The sequence below is a fragment of the Succinivibrio dextrinosolvens genome, from assembly GCF_900116345.1.
Lineage (GTDB): Bacteria > Pseudomonadota > Gammaproteobacteria > Enterobacterales > Succinivibrionaceae > Succinivibrio > Succinivibrio dextrinosolvens_B.
This window is the reverse complement of sequence record NZ_FPAH01000015.1, coordinates 1-18,414: the sequence shown is the minus strand read 5'-3', so window position 1 is coordinate 18,414 and position 18,414 is coordinate 1. Positions and strand designations below refer to the sequence as shown.

Annotated in this window: 14 protein-coding genes; 9 read left to right on the top strand and 5 right to left on the bottom strand. The window is 40.9% G+C overall.

What is annotated here, in order from left to right; translation table 11 throughout:
• Positions 1–265 precede the first annotated feature (265 nt).
• Genes BM308_RS06395 through BM308_RS06385 form a run of 3 tightly spaced genes read right to left on the bottom strand, consistent with a single transcriptional unit; the run spans position 266 to position 4,267 of the window.
• A complete protein-coding gene (locus BM308_RS06395; protein ID WP_074943838.1) occupies positions 266–1,162 on the bottom strand; it encodes an AraC family transcriptional regulator in 897 nt (298 codons plus the stop codon).
• Positions 1,163–1,176: 14 nt separating this feature from the next.
• On the bottom strand, positions 1,177–2,571 hold the full coding sequence (locus tag BM308_RS06390; RefSeq protein WP_074943836.1) for an MFS transporter: 1,395 nt from the start codon (positions 2,569–2,571) through the stop codon (positions 1,177–1,179).
• Between the two features lie 22 nt (positions 2,572–2,593).
• Positions 2,594–4,267 carry an alpha-glucosidase gene (locus BM308_RS06385; protein ID WP_074943834.1) on the bottom strand — a complete coding sequence of 558 codons (1,674 nt, stop codon included), beginning with the start codon at positions 4,265–4,267 and terminating at the stop codon, positions 2,594–2,596.
• Positions 4,268–4,600: 333 nt separating this feature from the next.
• Between BM308_RS06385 and BM308_RS06380 the strand changes: the two genes are divergently transcribed.
• The 4 genes from BM308_RS06380 (at position 4,601) to BM308_RS06365 (ending at position 11,081) form a co-directional block, all read left to right on the top strand.
• The gene (locus BM308_RS06380; RefSeq protein WP_074943832.1) at positions 4,601–5,719 is read left to right on the top strand and encodes an SLC13 family permease; all 1,119 of its coding nucleotides are present in this window, start codon (positions 4,601–4,603) and stop codon (positions 5,717–5,719) included.
• A gap of 77 nt (positions 5,720–5,796) precedes the next feature.
• Positions 5,797–8,319, top strand: a complete 2,523-nt coding sequence (rlmKL, locus tag BM308_RS06375) for a bifunctional 23S rRNA (guanine(2069)-N(7))-methyltransferase RlmK/23S rRNA (guanine(2445)-N(2))-methyltransferase RlmL (protein ID WP_074943830.1) — start codon at positions 5,797–5,799, stop codon at positions 8,317–8,319.
• Positions 8,319–10,211, top strand: a complete 1,893-nt coding sequence (locus BM308_RS06370) for an ATP-binding cassette domain-containing protein (protein ID WP_074943828.1) — start codon at positions 8,319–8,321, stop codon at positions 10,209–10,211. The genes rlmKL and BM308_RS06370 overlap by 1 nt, the downstream gene beginning before the upstream one ends.
• Positions 10,212–11,081, top strand: a complete 870-nt coding sequence (locus BM308_RS06365) for a PHP domain-containing protein (RefSeq protein WP_074943826.1) — start codon at positions 10,212–10,214, stop codon at positions 11,079–11,081. It abuts the gene before it with no gap.
• A gap of 112 nt (positions 11,082–11,193) precedes the next feature.
• Here BM308_RS06365 and BM308_RS06360 read toward each other — a convergent pair whose 3' ends face one another.
• Complete coding sequence (locus tag BM308_RS06360; RefSeq protein ID WP_074943824.1) at positions 11,194–13,134, bottom strand: PP2C family protein-serine/threonine phosphatase; 1,941 nt, start codon at positions 13,132–13,134, stop codon at positions 11,194–11,196.
• 284 nt (positions 13,135–13,418) lie between these two features.
• Between BM308_RS06360 and BM308_RS06355 the strand changes: the two genes are divergently transcribed.
• The 5 genes from BM308_RS06355 to BM308_RS06335 all read left to right on the top strand — a co-directional run bounded on the left by BM308_RS06355 (position 13,419) and on the right by BM308_RS06335 (position 17,247).
• A complete protein-coding gene (locus tag BM308_RS06355; RefSeq protein WP_074943822.1) occupies positions 13,419–13,793 on the top strand; it encodes a diacylglycerol kinase in 375 nt (124 codons plus the stop codon).
• Positions 13,794–13,798: 5 nt separating this feature from the next.
• Positions 13,799–14,287, top strand: coding sequence for a tRNA adenosine(34) deaminase TadA (gene tadA / locus BM308_RS06350; protein WP_306705582.1), 489 nt, complete (start codon positions 13,799–13,801; stop codon positions 14,285–14,287).
• A gap of 209 nt (positions 14,288–14,496) precedes the next feature.
• Positions 14,497–15,906 (top strand): DUF3322 domain-containing protein, encoded by a 1,410-nt coding sequence (locus BM308_RS06345; protein ID WP_074943821.1) that lies wholly within the window; start codon positions 14,497–14,499, stop codon positions 15,904–15,906.
• A gap of 201 nt (positions 15,907–16,107) precedes the next feature.
• Positions 16,108–16,773, top strand: a complete 666-nt coding sequence (locus tag BM308_RS06340; RefSeq protein ID WP_373604442.1) for an L-threonylcarbamoyladenylate synthase — start codon at positions 16,108–16,110, stop codon at positions 16,771–16,773.
• A 30-nt stretch (positions 16,774–16,803) separates the two neighbouring features.
• Positions 16,804–17,247, top strand: coding sequence for a hypothetical protein (locus BM308_RS06335; RefSeq protein ID WP_074943817.1), 444 nt, complete (start codon positions 16,804–16,806; stop codon positions 17,245–17,247).
• 229 nt (positions 17,248–17,476) lie between these two features.
• On the opposite strand, the gene BM308_RS06330 is transcribed toward BM308_RS06335, so the two are convergent.
• Positions 17,477–18,414: IS1634 family transposase (locus BM308_RS06330; RefSeq protein ID WP_143098577.1), on the bottom strand; the 938-nt coding region annotated here is incomplete at its 5' end.

Genomic DNA, 18,414 nt, shown 5'->3' with positions numbered 1-18,414 from the left:
TCCGTCCGTTAAGTTATTTAGACGGATTATTAAACCGGCCAGTGAGCCAAATCTCAGGAGAGAAACAAGAGGTTATCCTCTTGAAATTACAAAAGTTCTTGTGTTTGTTTGATAACTTTGTATGGCATGTCTGTACAAAGTTTCTTTTTTGAGAGATTTGAAAATGACCAAAAGATTTTGTTTTTATGTAAAGATGGAGTTATCAGGTTTATTCGCTTTTAAGAAGATCTTAAACCGAAAGGACTCCCTAGATGAGCTTTAAACTCTAGCTCTTTGTAGACTTTAATGTTCTGAACTGATTTGGTGTGCACCCGAATTTCTTTTTGAACACTCTAAAAAAATAACCAGAATTCTGATATCCGCAATTTTCACCGATTTTGGCAATCGGAAGATTTGTTAGCAGTAGAGCCTGCGCCGCACGATCCATTCTATAGTCATTGAGATAATCAATGAAACTCTCACCAAAATTCTTCTTGAAGAATCTGCAGAAATACTCTGTAGTAAATCCAAGCTTTTCAGCGGTTTCGTTCACAGTGATATTCTTAGGGTAATTCTCTGATATATATTTGAGCAGAAGCTTTACTCGATCTTCTCGCTGCATGAAGGAGCTGTCTGAAGAAACAGCTTCATCTGAGAAATAACCTTTGCTCTGCAGAATTGCAAAGATTTCAATCAGCTTAGATTTGATTCTAAGTCTTGAACAGACAGAATTGTCTTTTGATTTATTGACTATGTAGTCAATAGCTTCATCAAGGTATTCAAAATCCGGATCATCTGGTGTTATCGGATTATATAGGGATGTGTATCCTTTGATAAGTGCTTTGCTTAAAGCACTTTCGTTCTCGTCATACTCACTGAAAGGCAGCATTTTCGGATTGAAAACCACTGCACTTTCGGACGAATAAGAAGGAAGAATAAAAGAATGAAGTACATTGGCAGGGATAAATGCAATTGCTCTGTCTTTTATTTTATATTCCTGCATTTTTATGGTGTAACTGAATTCTCCCTTTATAAAGCGAACCAGCTCCACATCACTGTGCCAATGCATTTTTATATTGTTATCAAAGTTATATCCTGACCACACGTAGCTCTCAAGAGGGAATTTAATATCGCCTCGGTTAAGAGATTCCTTAAGATTTTCTATTTCTAAAACGGTGGTCAAGATTATGTCTCCGATTATTCTGCTTCTACAGTGGCGTTCTTTCTTTCATCAAGAGCTTTGATGATTTCTGGATATTCCTTATCCAGCTTGTAGCCTAGCATAGAAATGATACCTAATGCCAGAATTGCGATTGGCAGCACGGTGCTTGTCCACAGAATTGCAGTGCTTGCAGTAGCAGTCTGCTCAACAGCATTTGGCACATAACCACCGAAGTCTAGCACAAAGCCCATTAGCACAGGACCTAAACCGGCACCAACCTTGGTTCCGAATGAAGCACCTGCATAGATGTATCCCTCATGACGTTCACCGTCACGGTACTCACCATACTCAACAGTATCTGGAATCATAGCAAACAGAGTTGTCCAGGTGAAACCCTGACCAAAGCCATAGAATAATGAGGTTACGTAGAAGGCTGTAACTGAGTGAGGGAAGATAAATCTGATTCCCATTGCAAGACACAGCATTACACATGCCATCAGCAAACAGTTTCTCTTGCCTGCAATCTTCAGCATGAAAGGAAGCAGAAGAATCATGGTAGAGAATCTTCCTGCGTTAACCAGCAGACCGTAAGATCCAACCAGCTCAGGATCATTCAGGAAGTACTTGCAGAAATAGATGTTTACAGTATTGAAGGTAACATCTGAGGTAACTACGAAGACCATAGCCAGAGTAAGCATTAACCAGTAGCGGTTTGCGAACAGTCCTTTCATTGCTTTCTTGAAGTCGCGCTGTTCTGGAGCAGGAACTGGGGAGGCAATTCGCTCATGACAGAAGAAGAAGGTTACAAAGAATACTGCCGCACCAACCAAACCGATGGTCAGGAAGGTATAGGTCCATGCACGGGTGTTATTGCCATAGAAGTTAACCAGAGGCATGGTTACAGCTGTAATGGTTGCATTTCCTGCAGCCGCGAGCACCATTCTGTAGATAACAATTACAGATCTCTCGTAACTGTCTCTGGTCATCATGGTACTCATTGCGCCGTAAGGAAGATTGATTGCAGTGTAAACTACAGTAATAGCAAAGTTGTATGAGAAGAAAATATAAATAAGTTTTGCTGTCTCACCTAAACCTTCAGGTACGGAGAACAGCAGGGTAGCACCAAGAACGTAAGGAACTAGCATTCTTAAGATCCAGGCTCTGGCTTTACCGTAAGGGGATTCGGTTCTTTCTATCAGATGCCCCACAAAGATATCTGAGAAACCGTCAAATAATCTTGAAACCAGCATGATGGTTGCAACTATACCAACGTTAACTCCAACGTACTCGGTATAGTAGAACATCAGGAAAGCCTGTGTAGCCACATAAAGCATGCAGCTTGCAAAATCTCCAAGACCATATGCAACCTTTTCAGTTACACCAATTGGAAGTGGTTTATCGGCACGGTTTTTTAATGCTTCAATAACCATTTTATTACTCCTTTAAAAATATTTATTTCAATCTTACTACTGCTGCAGCACAAGGGCCGATTACGAGCCTGTTGCCTGAAACTCTGACAGCATCAGAACTCTGTAAAAGTAATTTTTCGCCTTCACCTAAAGAAATCTCAAGATCGGAATCCTCAAAGTTGCAGAAAACTCCAACCTTACAGTTATCATCGGTTCGGGTGTATGCAATTACTTCATCTGAATGCAGATCAACTTCGTCAAAACGACCATAAGTAAAGCAGTTTAAGAGGTCCTCAGACTTTCTTAGAGCAGTCAGTTTCTTATAGTAGTTAAGAACTGAGTCTTTATCCTTTTTCTGGGTTTCTACATTCAGTTTTTTGTAGTCCTGATGAACTTTCATCCAAGGTGTGCCGGTAGAGAAACCTGCATTAGCAGCATCGCTCCACAGCATAGGTGTTCTTGCATTGTCACGGGCGTGATTGTTCAGAGCCTCCATGGCCTGTTCTTCAGTTAAGCCGTGAGCAAGGCATTTTTTGTATTCGTCGTGGGACAGAAGATCCTTAAACTCATCAAGTGAATCAAAATGAGTGTTGGTCATACCAAGTTCCTGTCCCTGGAAGATAAATGGAAGTCCGCGCAGGAACATGAAGGCGGTAGCCAGTGCCTTGGCACCGTTGGCATTCTGCTGATGAGGCTTTAAGTACAGACTTACTGAACGAGGCTCATCATGATTTTCCAGGATAGGGCAGATAAAGCCGCTTAAACCAACCTTTTTCTGAGTTGAGAAGTTATGGTCCCTGTAGTGTTTAACTGTTGAATGAGGGAATGCATAATAACCTGGCAGAGATTCGTAAAGCTCACGGGCAGAGAAATCAAACAGTGTTGAAAAACAGCCGTTATCGCCGTAAAGCTTTGGTAGAACCTCATCGCTTACACCAAAAGCCTCTGCTACAGTCAGAGCGTTGTACTTATCAAAGGTGTTAGCCTTAAGATCGTTTAACATCTTAGGAATTCTGTTGGTCAGTTTGCCGGTCATCTTGTTGGCTGCACATAGACCGTCGATGTCATCTGCAGGAAGTCCTGGGAAGGATAAGTCCTTGGCCACATTCATGATAGCGTCAACACGGAAGCCTGAAATTCCCTTATCAAGCCACCAGTTGATCATGTCGTAGACTTTCTTTACCAGCACTGGATTGTTCCAGTTCAAATCAGGCTGCTGCTTTGCGTAGTAGTGAAGGTAGTACATGTCATCGTAACCTTCTACCTTCTCCCATACAGAACCGCCGAAATAGGAGCGAAGATTATCAGGAGCCTTGCCATCCTTGCCTTTAACAAAGTAGAAGTATGAAGCTTCTTCACTCTCAGGATTCTTAAGTGCCTTCTTAAAGAGCTCATGCTCTGAAGAACAGTGATTTACAACCAGATCAAGAATAATATGCAGATCCAGTTTCTTTGCCTTGGCTAAAAGCTCATCAAAGTCTTCCATGGTTCCGAAAACCGGAGCAATATTGCGATAGTCAGCAATGTCATATCCATTATCAACAAAAGGAGAGACATATATAGGTGATAACCAGATGATGTCTACACCAAGGTCTTTCAGGTAGTCAAGCTTAGAGATAATTCCCTTAAGATCACCTACACCATCACCATTGCTATCCATAAAGGATTTTGGATAAATCTGATATGCAATTTTTCCATGCCACCAGTTTAATTTCATTTCTTATACACTCCATTAACCATATTATGCGCAGAGTATACATTTTTTATTTTGCGTTAAATAGTGAACAATTTTGGATTTATATATACAGAATTGACCTGTTAAAAGTAATGTTAATCCCGGATAAAATTAAAAACTCTTTATAAAACAAAGTCATTGTATAAGATAAGAGCGTATTTATAGTGTTCAGAAATGACTGTAGAAAATATAAAATATTTACTTTATTTTATGAAACTGATCACGAAATAAGTACACTGAATTGATATTTTTAATTTATTAAGCCGTCTTTCGTATTTTGCTATATACTTTGCACACTGATTTTTGGTGTGTGATATGAAGCTTTTACTGTATTATTTTAAAAAGAATCTTGATCTGAACATTGCTCTGATTCTTGCTGTGATCTCATCCTTTGGTCCTAACGTAACCTTAAGCCGAATCGAAGAAGGTCTTAATCTCAGAATTCTGGTTCTGCTGTTCTGTCTTATGATTGTGGTTGCCGGTTTCAGAAAGCTCGGTGTTCTTGATTACCTATATAAGAAGTGTTTCATATTTGTATACGATGCAAGATCGCTTTCAAGACTGTTTATCTTTGTCTGTTTCTTTTTTTCAATGGCAGTGACCAATGATGTGGCTCTGATTATCTTTGTGCCTCTGGCCATTAAGGCACTGCAGGATTTAGGCCGTGACGATCTGATTATTCCTGTGGTTTCTCTGCAGACTATCGGTGCTAATGCTGGAAGTATGCTCACTCCTGTCGGTAATCCTCAGAACCTTTTTATATATAGTTTCTATCATTACGATCTTCTGGAGTTTGTAAAGGTTACAGGTCCAGTCTTTACAGTCTGTGCTGTTCTTTTATATATCTTTACGCTGTTTATTGATAAAAGCCCCCTAAAGCTTAAGGAACAGCTGACCACTCCTTTTAAGCCTTTTCGAACCATAGCCTTTATTATGCTGTTCGTGCTTTGCCTCATGGCGGTTTTAAGAATCATAGATGTCTACTCCATGGCCTGGATTGTGGTGTGTTCAGTTGCTGTCGTAGACAGAAAGATGTTCCGTCAGGCTGACTACAAACTGCTGCTCCTGTTTGTATTTCTCTTTATATTCGTAAGTAATATCTGCACCTATGCCATGGTTGCGGATGTTGCTCATCACTTTGTTAAAAACTACGAGTATTTTGTGTCCCTGTCCCTTTCTCAGATAATCAGCAATGTTCCTGCTACTGTAATGCTTGCTGAGTTTGCCTTGGATTCTGATAGTCTTTTAAAGGGTGTGAATGTCGGCGGTATGGGAACCTGTGTTGCTTCAATGGCAAGCCTTATTTCACTTAAGGCCTATATGAAGGTGGATGGCTCAAGACCTCTTTATTACCTGAGAAAATTCACCAAATACAACATCAAGTTTCTGTTTGTACTGGTGCCTATCCATATTCTTTTCCCATCCGTTTTCTAGGAGTAAAGACAAAAAAATTCACATAAATAAGGTATATGCAAGTATAATGTAGTCAGTTTTAATGGAGCATTATATTCATGGCATTATCTTTTTTTGCGACCTGTCCTAAGGGATTGGAAAGTCTTTTACTTAATGAACTTATTGATTTAGGCGCTAAGGATGCTAAGGAAACCGTAGCAGGTGTGTCTTTCAAAGGTGATTTCACCACCGGTATGAAGGCCTGTCTGTGGTCACGTTTCGCATCCCGTATTCTCCTTGAATTATCAGAGTTCTTCTGCGAGACCGATACCGAACTTTATATCGGTGCCAACGGTGTTGCCTGGGAAAAATACTTCGATAAGAGCAATACCATTTCCGTAAGTTTTTCCGGAACCAATTCCTCAATCCGCAATACCCAATACGGTGCCCTGAAGGTTAAGGATGCCATCTGCGACCGTATGCAGAAGTCATTGGGCGGAAGACCAGATGTGGATAAGGATAATCCTGATGTAGTTATCAACTGTCATCTGGACAAGAAGGGCAGTGCCAATATTCTTTTAGATCTTTCTGGCAAGGCTCTTTTGAAGAGAGAATATCACCGTGGTACCGGTGCAGCTCCCTTGAAGGAAAATCTTGCTGCTGCCATGATTAAGCGTTCAGGCTACAACAATGAGAATTTCCTTGATCCTATGTGCGGTTCAGGTACCCTGTTATTTGAGGCTGCATCTTTTGCAACTGATACTGCTCCAGGTCTTCGCCGTGAGCATTTTGGCTTCTTTGCCTTAAAGCAGTTTGACCGCGAAGTCTGGCTAAAGCTTGTGGAAGATGCCCGTGAGCGTAGCCGCAAGGGTATTGAAACAGCTGTTGCCAAGGGAATTCAGATTATAGGTTTTGACCTTGATGACCGAATTGTTGCTATTGCTAATGAGAATGCTCAGAAAGCCGGTTTTGCCGATCTTGTAAGGGTATACCACAGCAATGTGCAGAATCTTTACAATCCATTTACCAATGAGAATAAGGTTACCATTGTTACTAACCCTCCTTACGGAAAGAGAATGGGTAACTTCAATGAGCTTATTTCTCTGTATACTCAGATTGGTGCCGGTTTTAAACACTATTTCAAAGGCGCAAGAGCAGCTGTTATTTCAACCTCTGCAGAACTTTTGTCCTGTATGCGTCTTCACGCCGACAAGGTTTACAAACTCTACAACGGTGAGCTTGAGTGTCAGCTGAGAGTATTTGATATCAATGAGACCGAGACTCTAAGCGTAAAGGAAGAGAAGAATCTTGCCATTGCTACAGATTTTGCCAACCGCCTCAAAAAGAATCTTGCCTATATGCAGAAATGGGCCAAGAACGTAAATACCAATGCCTATCGAGTCTATGATGCTGACGTTCCTGAGTATTCTGCTGCTATTGATTACTACAACGGCTACTACGTAATTCAGGCCTACAAGGCTCCTGCCAAGGTCAATCCTCGTGTTGCCAAACGCCATGAGCTGGATATGCTCAGTGCTACCGTTGAAGTTGCAGGGGTAAGCGGTGATAAGGTAATTCTAAAGAACCGCGAGGTTATGTCTGGTGATAAACAGTATGAAAAGTCAGAGGAACAGCGTGGCGAATTTTTAACTGTGAATGAGGATAACGCCTTATTTAAGGTTAACCTCTATGACTATCTGGATACCGGTCTGTTCCTAGATGGCAGACTTATCCGTAAGCTTATCCGTGAAAAGTCAAAGGACAAGTCTGTTCTGAACCTCTTTGCCTATACCTGTTCAGCCTCAGTTGCTGCTGCGTTAGGCGGAGCTTCCCGTGTTGTGTCTGTGGATATGAGCAACACTTATCTGAACTGGGGTATGGATAACTTCAGACTCAATTCTCTGTCTCTTGATAAGGCTGAATTTATTCAGGCAGACTGTCTTGCCTGGCTGTCAAAGGATCAGGAGGAGAAGTTTGATTTAATCTATATCGATCCTCCAACCTTCTCAAATTCAAAGAGAATGGAATCATCCTTTGATGTTAAACGTGATCATGTGGCTCTACTAGCAAATCTTACCCGTCATCTGAATGACGGCGGTGAAGTGATCTTCTGCAACAATATGAGAGGATTCACTCTGGATGAGTCTATTGCCGAGTACGGTTTCAGCTTTGAGAATATCTCAGAGAAGACTCTGCCTCGTGATTTTGCCCGTGACAAGAAAATTCATACCTGCTATCGACTGGTATTCACCAAGGCAGATATGCTCAAACAGCCTGAACCTATGACCTCCGGCAAGTCTGCTCCTAAGTGGCAGAAGAGTCTTACCGTCAAGAATGAGACCTTCCACGACTATACCGACAGAAATGATTATGAGGAATCTGTAAGAGAAACTCTGACCAACAAGGTATGGGGTAATGCGAAGACTTCAAATTCCTCTTACAAGTCTCAGAAGCAGGGCAGATTTACTCGTTCTGATTCTGAGTTTAACGGCGCAGCTCCTCGCAGAAACCGTTTTGAGGAAGGAAAGACTGGCAGATTCTCCAAGGATCGTAAGGATAATAATCGCGGCTTTGGTTCAAAGAGCAGAACTCCTAAACGTAAGCCTCGTGTATTCGGTCCTGACGGAATTAAGGATCTGTAATGAGCCTGATTTCTATTATTGATGCTCATCTTACAAACGGTGCTGATAAACTTTTAGACGGGGCAGATCTTTCTGTTGAGGAAAACGAGAGGATCTGTCTGGTCGGTCGTAATGGTACCGGAAAATCCACCCTGCTATCGTTAATTGAAGGTCGACGCGAACTCGATTCTGGACGAATCATTATTCAGAACGGCCTTAAGATAGCAGCACTGCATCAGGATCCTCCAAAATATGAATGCGGTACTGTCTATTCGCTTGCTGCAACAGGCGTTCCTGTTGTAGGAGAGGCTCTAGCAAAATTCTTCTGCTGTACCGATCCTCATGAGCAGATGGAGCTGTCATCATTCATTGATAAGCATGACGGCTGGGCTAAGGATGCGGTTATAAAAAAGGTTTTAAACCGTATCGGACTTGATCCGGATACACCTCTTGCCGATCTTTCCGGAGGCAACAGACGTAAAGCCGCTCTTGCTGTGGCGTTAACCTCAGAGCCTAAGCTGCTGCTTTTAGATGAGCCAACCAACCATCTGGATATTGAATCTATTCTCTGGTTTGAAGAAGAGCTTAAGAAGTTCGACGGAACTATTATCTTTGTAACTCACGATCGCTCCTTTGCTGACAGCTGTGCCACAAGAATTGTGGAACTTGACCGCGGGCTTATGTACTCTTATCCTGGCAGTTTCTCAAAGTACATTGAACTGCGTGATGAGAGATTAAGAAAGGAAGAGCTTGCCAATATCGAGTTTGACAAGATCCTTGCCGAAGAGGAAGCCTGGATCAGACGTGGTGTTAAAGCTCGTCTTGCCCGAAATGAAGGTCGTGTTCGAGACTTAAAACATCTCCGCGAAGTACGTGCCAACCGTCGTGACAGACTAGGCAACGTTATTATGGAGGCTAATGAGGCTGCCCGCAGCGGCAACCTTATCTATGAGATTAAGGATATCTCCTTAAGTTTTGACGGTAGAGATATTATTAAGAATTTCTCTGCCACTGTTATGCGTGGTGACCGCATCGGAATCACCGGACCTAACGGTGCCGGCAAGACAACTTTCATTAAAACCCTTTTAGGACAGATTAAGCCAACACTGGGTAAAATCAAGACCGGTGTTAATCTTGAGATACAGTATTTTGATCAGTACCATGAGGCACTAGATCTGGACAAGAGTGTGGCAGACAATGTTGCTGATGGTCATACCGAGGTTACCATCAACGGAAAGAGCAAGCATGTAATTTCATATCTTGCTAATTTTCTTTTCACCGGACGTCGTGCCAGAAGTCCTGTACGTGTTTTATCCGGTGGTGAGAAGAACCGTCTGCTGTTAGCCAGACTCTTTGCCAAAAAGTCCAATCTTCTGATTATGGATGAGCCTACCAACGATCTTGATCTTGAGACTCTGGAGCTTTTAGAGGATCTGATATCCAATTACGAGGGTACAGTAATTGTCATCAGCCATGATCGTCAGTTTATCGATAAGGTTGCAACTGAAACCTGGGTATTTGATGGAAATGGCGAGATTGAGTCAGTAATCGGTGGCTGGTCTGATGTGCTTTCCTACTATGAGCGTGTTCAGAGGGATAAGGCTGAAAAAGAGCTTGCAGCGAATAAGAGCTCCACTGAGGGCAGAGTAGTTAGAGTTGATGCAGGCGTATCTGAAAAGAAAAACTCAGGACTGTCCTTCACCCAGAAGCATGAGCTTGAAAAAATTCCTGCCAAGGTTGAAGCTTTAGAGGAAAAGATTTCAGTCTTGGATGAGAAGCTCAATGATCCTTCAATTTATACAGATGGCGGTGCAACTGCAAAGGAAATCTCTGATGAGAGAGCAAAACTGGTTGAAGAACTGGATGCTCTGTATGAGAGATGGGAAGAACTTGAGTTGCTAAGCGAGGATTAAATGCCGGCTGTATTTTCTAAAATCGATCTCCATTCCCATTCAAAGGCATCAGACGGAGCTCTATCTCCTTCAGAGCTGGTACAGAGAGCTTTAGATAGAGGTTTAACTCATCTGGCTTTAACTGATCATGATACTGTTCTAGGTATTAAAGAGGCCAAGGAAGCTGCCGAAGGCAGACTTGAACTTATTCCTGGAGCTGAGCTTTCTACCATGTGGAATGGTTATCAGATCCATATTGTCGGACTTTTTATTGATATTGAATCTCAAAGTCTTACAAAGTATCTTGAAGGGCAGAAGGTTTTCCGTGAAGAACGAGCCCGTCAGATTGGAGCGAAGCTGGAGCGACAGGGCTTTGCCAATGCCTATGAGGAATGCCGTAGACGAGCTGCTGATGGTGCCTCAATAACCCGAGGCAATTACGCCCGCTATATTGTAGAGATGGGCAGGGCACAGGATACCAATGAGGCTTTTAACTATTATCTTAAAAAAGGGAAAAGCTGTTATGTCAAAACCCAGTGGCCGGATATTTCGGTAGCCTGTGATGCTATAAAGTCATCCGGTGGTATAGCTGTATTGGCTCATCCCCGTCGATATGAAATGACCAATACCAAGCTTCGCGAGCTGATGGAGTATTTTAAATCCTGTGGCGGTGAGGCGATGGAGGTCGGCTGTTCTCAGATGAGTCAAAATGATCTCAACTACATGACCTCCTTATGTAAGAAGTATGATTTTATGGCTTCTCTAGGTTCTGATTTTCATAATGAAGGACCTTTCAGAGAATTGGGCTTGGGACTTTCAGTTCCAAAAGATCTAAAGAAGGTCTGGGACTGTCCTCAGGCTCTGAGCTATCATTTTCCTGAGGTGTCATAGTTCAAACTCAGGAAAGTCTTTTTCATAAAGTAAAAGACATTTCTTCAGGCTATGTCTAAATGAAAAAGGCTCCTGTGTATACAAGAGCCTTACTTTCATTAGAAATGTAATCCTACACCTCTTCAAATTCCTTGTTATTAGCGTTCTTTTTAACCAGAATTGCGCAGATATCCACGTCATTCTCTCTTTCGCCTGTAAATTCCTTTGAGGCCTTGTACAGGGCAATCAGCTGGTCAGTGGCAGATTCATCTGACTTGAGCTGACAGATATCAAGAGTCTTTTCCATTCCGAACTCTTCATCCTTGTCATTGACAACAGAATCAATTCCCTTGCCGACAAATACCAGAGTATCAAGATAGGAGAATTTACCCTTTGAGTCGATATAGACGGTATCCTTGGTGGAGCACAGTTCACTCTGCATCAGCTTAGGTTCTAAAACTGTAGCTTTGTGAAGGTGAACCAGAACAGGAGTTTTCTTTCCTGCAACAGAGTAAATAAAGTTACCGGTAAACTCACTTAGGATCATTACAAAGATTGAAATATTGAAATCTTCAGTAGGCTTTAGGGCAAACAGCTTGTTAAGAGCTGTAAGGGTTTCACCTGGTAGTCTGGTATCATTAACCAGTGCATTGCGCACAAAGGTTGTACAGGTGCTGATTGCACTAATGGTTTTAGTATCTGATTTTGAGCAGGAGCCAAAGACAATACCGATATTATCCTGATCAACTCTGAATACATCGTAGAAATCAGATGGATTCTCCTTTGATGGCATGATAAAGGAGGCGATATCCAGAAATTTAGAATTTGGCATATCTTTTCCACTTGGCATCAGATCACGATGCATAGTGGTAATAAGATCAATGCGGGCAAGCTTGGCTGCATTCTTGCAGTCCTCAATATTTTTTTCCTCAAGCTCTTTAATCTTTCCGCTTACGGTGTCAACTATAGAATGTCCGAGTCCGTCTACGGAGCTTACAATCTTAGAGAGTGGTTCAAAGGAAATCTTTGATTTGTCGACCTTTGAGAGGATTTCGTTCATCTTGCTCTGGTCGGAAAGAATATTGGTTGAGATTACATCAATGTTATTGGAGATTGCATTCATGTCTTTTCTGAGATTCTCAAGATTCTTAATTGCAAAGCCAATAAGTCCGAATAAACCTAAAAGACACAGGCCAACCAGTATGAAGTTTCCGGTAATTGCAGGCTTGATTAAAAGACCCTTTGGAGTCTGAACTGATACAAAAACATCAAATTCAGGATCATAAATCAGGGTGAAAAGCTTAACCTTATCGGATTTGCTTTCAAACTGAATCTCATTTTTCTCTCTTGCAGCGTTAAACATTTCATTTGGAATTTCATCACTGCTGAATTTATCCGTGGAGCTTAAAAGAACTTTTTTTGTTGGATCCATTACAGCAAAGGAGTTTACTGAATCCTCATTGATAATCTCTGAGACATCAATCTTGGAGATAGACTGATTGATATTCAGCTCCTTATAGTCCAGATTCTCATCTATGACTCTAACGTATATAAAATTCTTGTCAGCATCGTTGTGAAGCCTGTAGCCTACGAACTTTTTGTTCTCGGCAATCTTGCACCAGTAGGAGGAAATATTGACGTTCAAAGCCTTAAGATTATTTAAAACTGTCTCATGACTCTTTTTTGGAACCTTGAACATATCAAGACAGTTCTCTTCATCCGGAATATCCTGAGTGGTTACAAAGAACTGCTCATCTGCGTTGGACTGGGCAAAATAAGGGAAAGCGGTATAATCCAGAAGGCCCTGCTTATTTGAATCAATCTGAAATTTATCAAATGCTCTGTCTTTAATCTTTGAAAAGAAAGGACCGTATTTCTGATTCTCGGACTCTGATATGGCTGATGCATGTTTTTTAACTGCATCATAGATAACCTTAATGTAGTCTTTCTGGTTGTCAAACTGGGTGCTGACAGCCTTTGGCAACACAACCTCTTGATTGTATACGCTCAGTCCTGTACCTATGGTTACAAAACATACAGTGATTGCAGCGATAATCTTTGACTTTAATTGCATTTGTGTATTGAGTCCAACATGTGCTTGATTGAATTCGGTATAAAAGTTCGTTCCGATATCTTTATTGTTATAAGCGATACTTTTCTCATTAGAATTATATAGTTATTTTCTTAATTTATTAAGTATCAAAGAGTTTATTTGCTTGATCTAGGTAAAAGAATTTTAGAAAAATTGATAAGAATCTTATTTTTTTTATAGTCTTTTTTTTGCCGAGGCTACTCAAAGTGACTTGTTGTTTCTCTTTAAGTGCTATAATTGTCCGGATTTTTTTGGAGACATCGAAAATGGCAAAAGTTCAGAAAAAAGGTTTAGTAAGAATTTTTAATGCTTATAAATACAGCATGAAGGGCTTTAAGGCCGGTATCGAAAACGAGGCTGCAATCCGTCAGGAACTGGTTTTAGCTGCGATTATGACTGTCGCCGCTTTCTTTATCTTCAACTCTGCTGTTGAACTTGTTCTTTTAGTGATTACTCCATGGATTGTAGTGATTACCGAACTTTTAAATTCTGCTGTTGAAGCGGTGGTTGACAGAATAGGTTCTGAATTCCACGAGCTTTCTGGTCGTGCAAAGGATTTAGGCTCAGCCGCTGTATTTGTTGCTTTGGGGGTAACCCTGTTTACCTGGGGCGCAATAATAGTTCAGCGTTTTGTGGCTTAATAAAATTGCAGAAGACACCTGAAGAACTGATGCGTCTTGCCATGGAAATGGCTAAAGAGGCATACAGAATAGGCGAGGTTCCTGTCGGCTGTGTTATAGCTGATGCTGAGGGTAATGTTATCTCCACAGGATACAACCGCTCAATTACTGATAATGACCCCTCTGCCCATGCTGAGATGGTTGCAATCCGTAATGCCGGTAATATCCTTAATAATTACAGAATGCCGGGGCTTTCACTCTATGTAACCTTAGAGCCCTGCTGCATGTGTTCGGGTGCCATTATTCACGCAAGAATCGCTAAGGTATATTACGGTGCGAGTGATTTGAAAACCGGTGCCTGCGGCAGTGTTTTTAATGTCATGTCCGATCCAAGACATAATCACAGTGTAGAGTGTATCGGCGGTATTCTTGCAGATGAATGCTCAAAAATGCTATCTGATTTTTTCAGGGAAAGACGTATTCAGAAGAAAGCTGAAGCACAAAAGTCTGAATAATATCCATTCATATTTTCCTATCTGATTCTGTATTGCTCTCACCTTATTCTTTATCTTTTTTCCTTTGTTTTCAAAAGATAACAAAGGTAACAAAAGTCCCAATCCTTCACTATTAATTCTTAATTACTTGATATAGCGCAAATTTGTTACAGGTAAAATTTGTATAATTATCTATGTGAGAATAAGTGACTTGTATAGGGAGCTAAACTGTGAAGACACGTAACAGCATCCGTGCTGAAATAAACGCACTATATAGAAATAAGGTAATTAACTGGCTTAGTGATTCTGTAAAATCCAAATCAGCCGTTGATCCTGTAAGAATTTATCTTGGTGCTCCTACAAAAGATGAGGATGTATTATCTAATAAGGATGAATTTTTAGCTTTCTGTGAGGACTGGCACAAGGAACTGACTGCAGGAAAAGTTGATTTCATTGAAAAGACCTATCCTGAGATCGGTACAATTGAGGTTCCTATTCATCTGGTCTTTGAAAAGATTGATCAGATTGCAACCTGGGCAGGTCATCTGGTTGAGTATCATACTGCTGAAATGCGTCTGAATACTCTTCAGTTAAAGCTTCCTGATCTTATTGATTCCGGTGTGGAGAACATCAATTATCTGACAAGTCTGGATGATGCTGATTTCGTCCGCTTTGTGGATGTCTGTCGCTGGCTGTGTCAGAACCGCAATTCCGGCATGATGATTAGACAGATTCCTGTTCGCGGTGTCGATACAGAATGGTTTGAGTCACACCGTGTTCTGATTCTGAATTTCCTGCGTGATTATCTGGATTTAAACCCTATGCGCAAGGATGTGCTGCAGCTTGGTCTGGTTCCTCCAACCCAGCCAATCAGAGCTATCTTCCTTGATAATGTACTGCGCAGCAAGGTTGGCGGTTTAAGAGATGTCGGGATCCCTATCAGAGAGTTAAGCAAGCTGGATATCAAGCCTCGCAAGGTTCTTTTATTTGATGATCTTGCTACAGCTCTTTCAATTCCAGATATTCCTGGTGTGGTTATTCTGGTGCTTTCTTCAAATATTGCAGATATCTGCAAAATCCCTTGGGTTTCAAGATCACAGGTAACCTATATTTCAGGTGTTGAAATGAGGTCTTTTGCGGTTATAAACAACATTCGTGTTTATATCCCTAATGCTGTAAGCCTGACCCTGAACAAGGAAGTTTTCGATGCCAACAAGGATCTGTGGTCTTTTGATGATATTGAAATTCAGGAGCTCAATTCCTCCATGGCTCTAACTGTTCAGGAATCCATGCTTTACAACATGCTTGCTGCCGGCGTGTTCGGCAAGAGAGCAAGAATCCCTCAGGAACGAATTCCTCTGCAGCAGATTTTTGATCTGCTTGAGATCAATTACGAATCTGTTGAGGAGGAACCAGCAGTTCCTGAGATTAAGTCTAAGGTTGATCTGGAAACTCTTGAGAAGAGTATCGTTAAATCTACCTCTATTGATGAAAAACCAGTAGAAAAGCCTGTTGAGAAGGTTGATGAGAACGATCCTTTTGATAACAGTATCCTTGGTGAGGACAATTCTCCTGATGTTGTTGAGTCAACCGCATCGTTGCCTCCTGCATTACAGAATGATCCTGACGATAATCAGTAAAAATGTGTTAAAATACTGATATATATGCAAGAGATGATTTCTCTTTATATGAAGGGATATCATCTTTTTTGTGAATAACGAATGAGTTTTCAGACTCAAAAAATATAAAAACAATAAATTCATCAGCGATGAGTGTATGTTGAACATTGCAGAACCTTTGTGTTCTCAATGGATTTGATACTGCCTTGTGGCGTATTGAAAATGACAGCAATTTCTCATTGTGTTGATGCAAGGGGGAAGAATATGTCAGCGCAGTTTATAAGTATTCATCCTGATAACCCTCAGGTAAGATTTGTAAAACAGATTTGTCAGATTTTAAGAGATGGTGGTGTTGCCGTTCTGCCAACTGATTCAGCTTATGCCTTATGCTGTATGCTTGAACAGAAATCAGCAATGGAGAGAATTGCCAGAATCAGACAGGTTGATAAGCATCATAACTTTACTCTGCTGTGCAGAGATTTAAGTGAAATCTCAACCTATGCGAAGGTGGACAATACTGTTTTCAGACTGCTGAAGAACAATACCCCTGGAGCATATACCTTCATTCTTCCTGCTACCAAAGAGGTGCCAAGAAGACTGATGAATGAAAAAAAGAAAACCATTGGCATCAGAGTTCCTGATAACGCAATTCTAAGTGCGATTTTAGATGAGCTGGATGAGCCTCTTATGAGCAGTACCCTGATTCTTCCAGACAGAGAGCTGGCAGAGTCTGACCCTGTAACAATAAATGATGAAATCGGCTCAATAACCGATCTGATAGTTGATGGAGGTGTTCTGGCACCAAATCCAACCACAGTTGTGGTTTTTGAGGATAGCATGCCAAGCATTAAGAGATACGGAGCAGGGGATACTTCTCCGTTTGAATGATAAAGAACTAGAACATATTAGGAGTCCGTTTTGAAATACAGTCGCAACACTATACAGTTCGTCAAGCTGTATATGATTCTGCTGATCCTTATCAGCTGCCTTGGCCTTTGGCTCTATCCTAGACAATACGCGGCTCCTTCAGCTTCCTACATCAAAGAATACGATAACCGCAGAGTCGAGATTCATCGTAATATCGTGAAAAGCAAAACTGCTCGGGAAATGGAAAACCGAGTAAAAAGCTCAATTATAAGTTCCCTTTCAGAGAATAAATCAAAACTGGAAAGAGAGCGCATGTTCATGCTCAATCAGGAATTTGCCCGTAAGCGTGGCGAAGCAATCATCAAAGAAAGATCCTCTCATGGTCAGGCTTCAGATGGAACTGTTACCAGAGAGTCTCAGATGAGTGTCGCCCAGAGAAGAGCATCTTCACTTTCAGACTGGACCAAAAAGAATTTTGAGAAGAAAATCGATTAGAATTTCTCTGTATCTGTTTCTTTGACCTGCTTCACATAACCGATTATTTTCGTGGAGAAGGTGTTTGGTTTTCTCTTTTCAAATGTAATCCTTTCCACATTTTTGAATAATTTTCCCAAAAAATAATCAATTTGTCATTTAAATACAACTCGTCTTTGACAGGTTTTAGTTAAAAAGTTATTAACTTCAAAGAGTTAATAACTTTAAAAGTAGCAATATTTTTGAGGCTTTATAAATTTTTTAAAACTTTTTTTGAAATTTTTTTAGCGGTCTCAATTTTTCCTTTTGTGAGTAGTTCACAGTCAAATCTCATTCCCATCAAATCATATAAACCATCAGTAATATCAGTTCTGGTATAGGTGCCTGTGTAGTACTTGTCGATTGAGGTGATCTGCATTTTGCGCAGTGTTGAGATTAGCTGCTGAATAGGGATAATCCTTCCCATCTTCTCGTTTAGTTTCTGCTCAAGTATTCTAAGAACCTGCAGAGCCATAAAGCAGGTTGTGAAATGGGCTTTGATTCGTTCACTGTTCTGCAGATAGACAGGACGTGATCGCATCTCAGTTTTCATAATCATGAATGATTCTTCAATTTCCCATCTGCCTTTGTTTACAGTAATAATTTCTTTAACCGGCATAACTTCAGGACTGATATTGGTACTTACAGCATAGAATCCATCGTATCTTGAATCTTCTATGATTGCAGCCTCATCCAGAGAATACCTGTTAGCGCTGTCGGTAATGGCTTTACCTTTAGAGTCAACGGTAGAAGTCTTAATGAATTTTCTGACATTATCAGAAACCTTTAAATCTATCTTTTTGCTGTTTTTCGCAGCAATCATACGACTGGCTTTATTCAATGTAAGCAGTCGTTTATGCTGCATGAAATGCTTGTACTTGATTGAGTAGGTTACAATCAGTCTTTCTTCTAAAGTCTTTCCCTTATTTTTTGAATTTCCAGAAGGAGTAATGATTACATATTTCTCCTTATAAAAAATTCGGTTGTAGTTTTCCGGATCATCCTCATCAATATCATCCAGGGAGAATACTCTGCTGCTGCCTTCTGTTCTCCATCCGGTACGTTCAATTTCAGCATATACCTTCTCAGGATTTTCATCTTCTCTGATTGGCTCTAAAGCCAGGGAACGGCCACGGTTTAAAGCCCATT

Bases quoted from the DNA above. Each gene is read 5' to 3' on its own strand.
- BM308_RS06390 (WP_074943836.1), bottom strand. From the start codon at position 2,571: ATGGTTATTGAAGCATTAAAAAACCGTGCCGATAAACCACTTCCAATT.
- BM308_RS06385 (WP_074943834.1), bottom strand. From the start codon at position 4,267: ATGAAATTAAACTGGTGGCATGGAAAAATTGCATATCAGATTTATCCA.
- BM308_RS06380 (WP_074943832.1), top strand. From the start codon at position 4,601: ATGAAGCTTTTACTGTATTATTTTAAAAAGAATCTTGATCTGAACATT.
- rlmKL (WP_074943830.1), top strand. From the start codon at position 5,797: ATGGCATTATCTTTTTTTGCGACCTGTCCTAAGGGATTGGAAAGTCTT.
- BM308_RS06370 (WP_074943828.1), top strand. From the start codon at position 8,319: ATGAGCCTGATTTCTATTATTGATGCTCATCTTACAAACGGTGCTGAT.
- BM308_RS06365 (WP_074943826.1), top strand. From the start codon at position 10,212: ATGCCGGCTGTATTTTCTAAAATCGATCTCCATTCCCATTCAAAGGCA.
- BM308_RS06360 (WP_074943824.1), bottom strand. From the start codon at position 13,134: ATGCAATTAAAGTCAAAGATTATCGCTGCAATCACTGTATGTTTTGTA.
- BM308_RS06355 (WP_074943822.1), top strand. From the start codon at position 13,419: ATGGCAAAAGTTCAGAAAAAAGGTTTAGTAAGAATTTTTAATGCTTAT.
- BM308_RS06340 (WP_373604442.1), top strand. From the start codon at position 16,108: ATGACAGCAATTTCTCATTGTGTTGATGCAAGGGGGAAGAATATGTCA.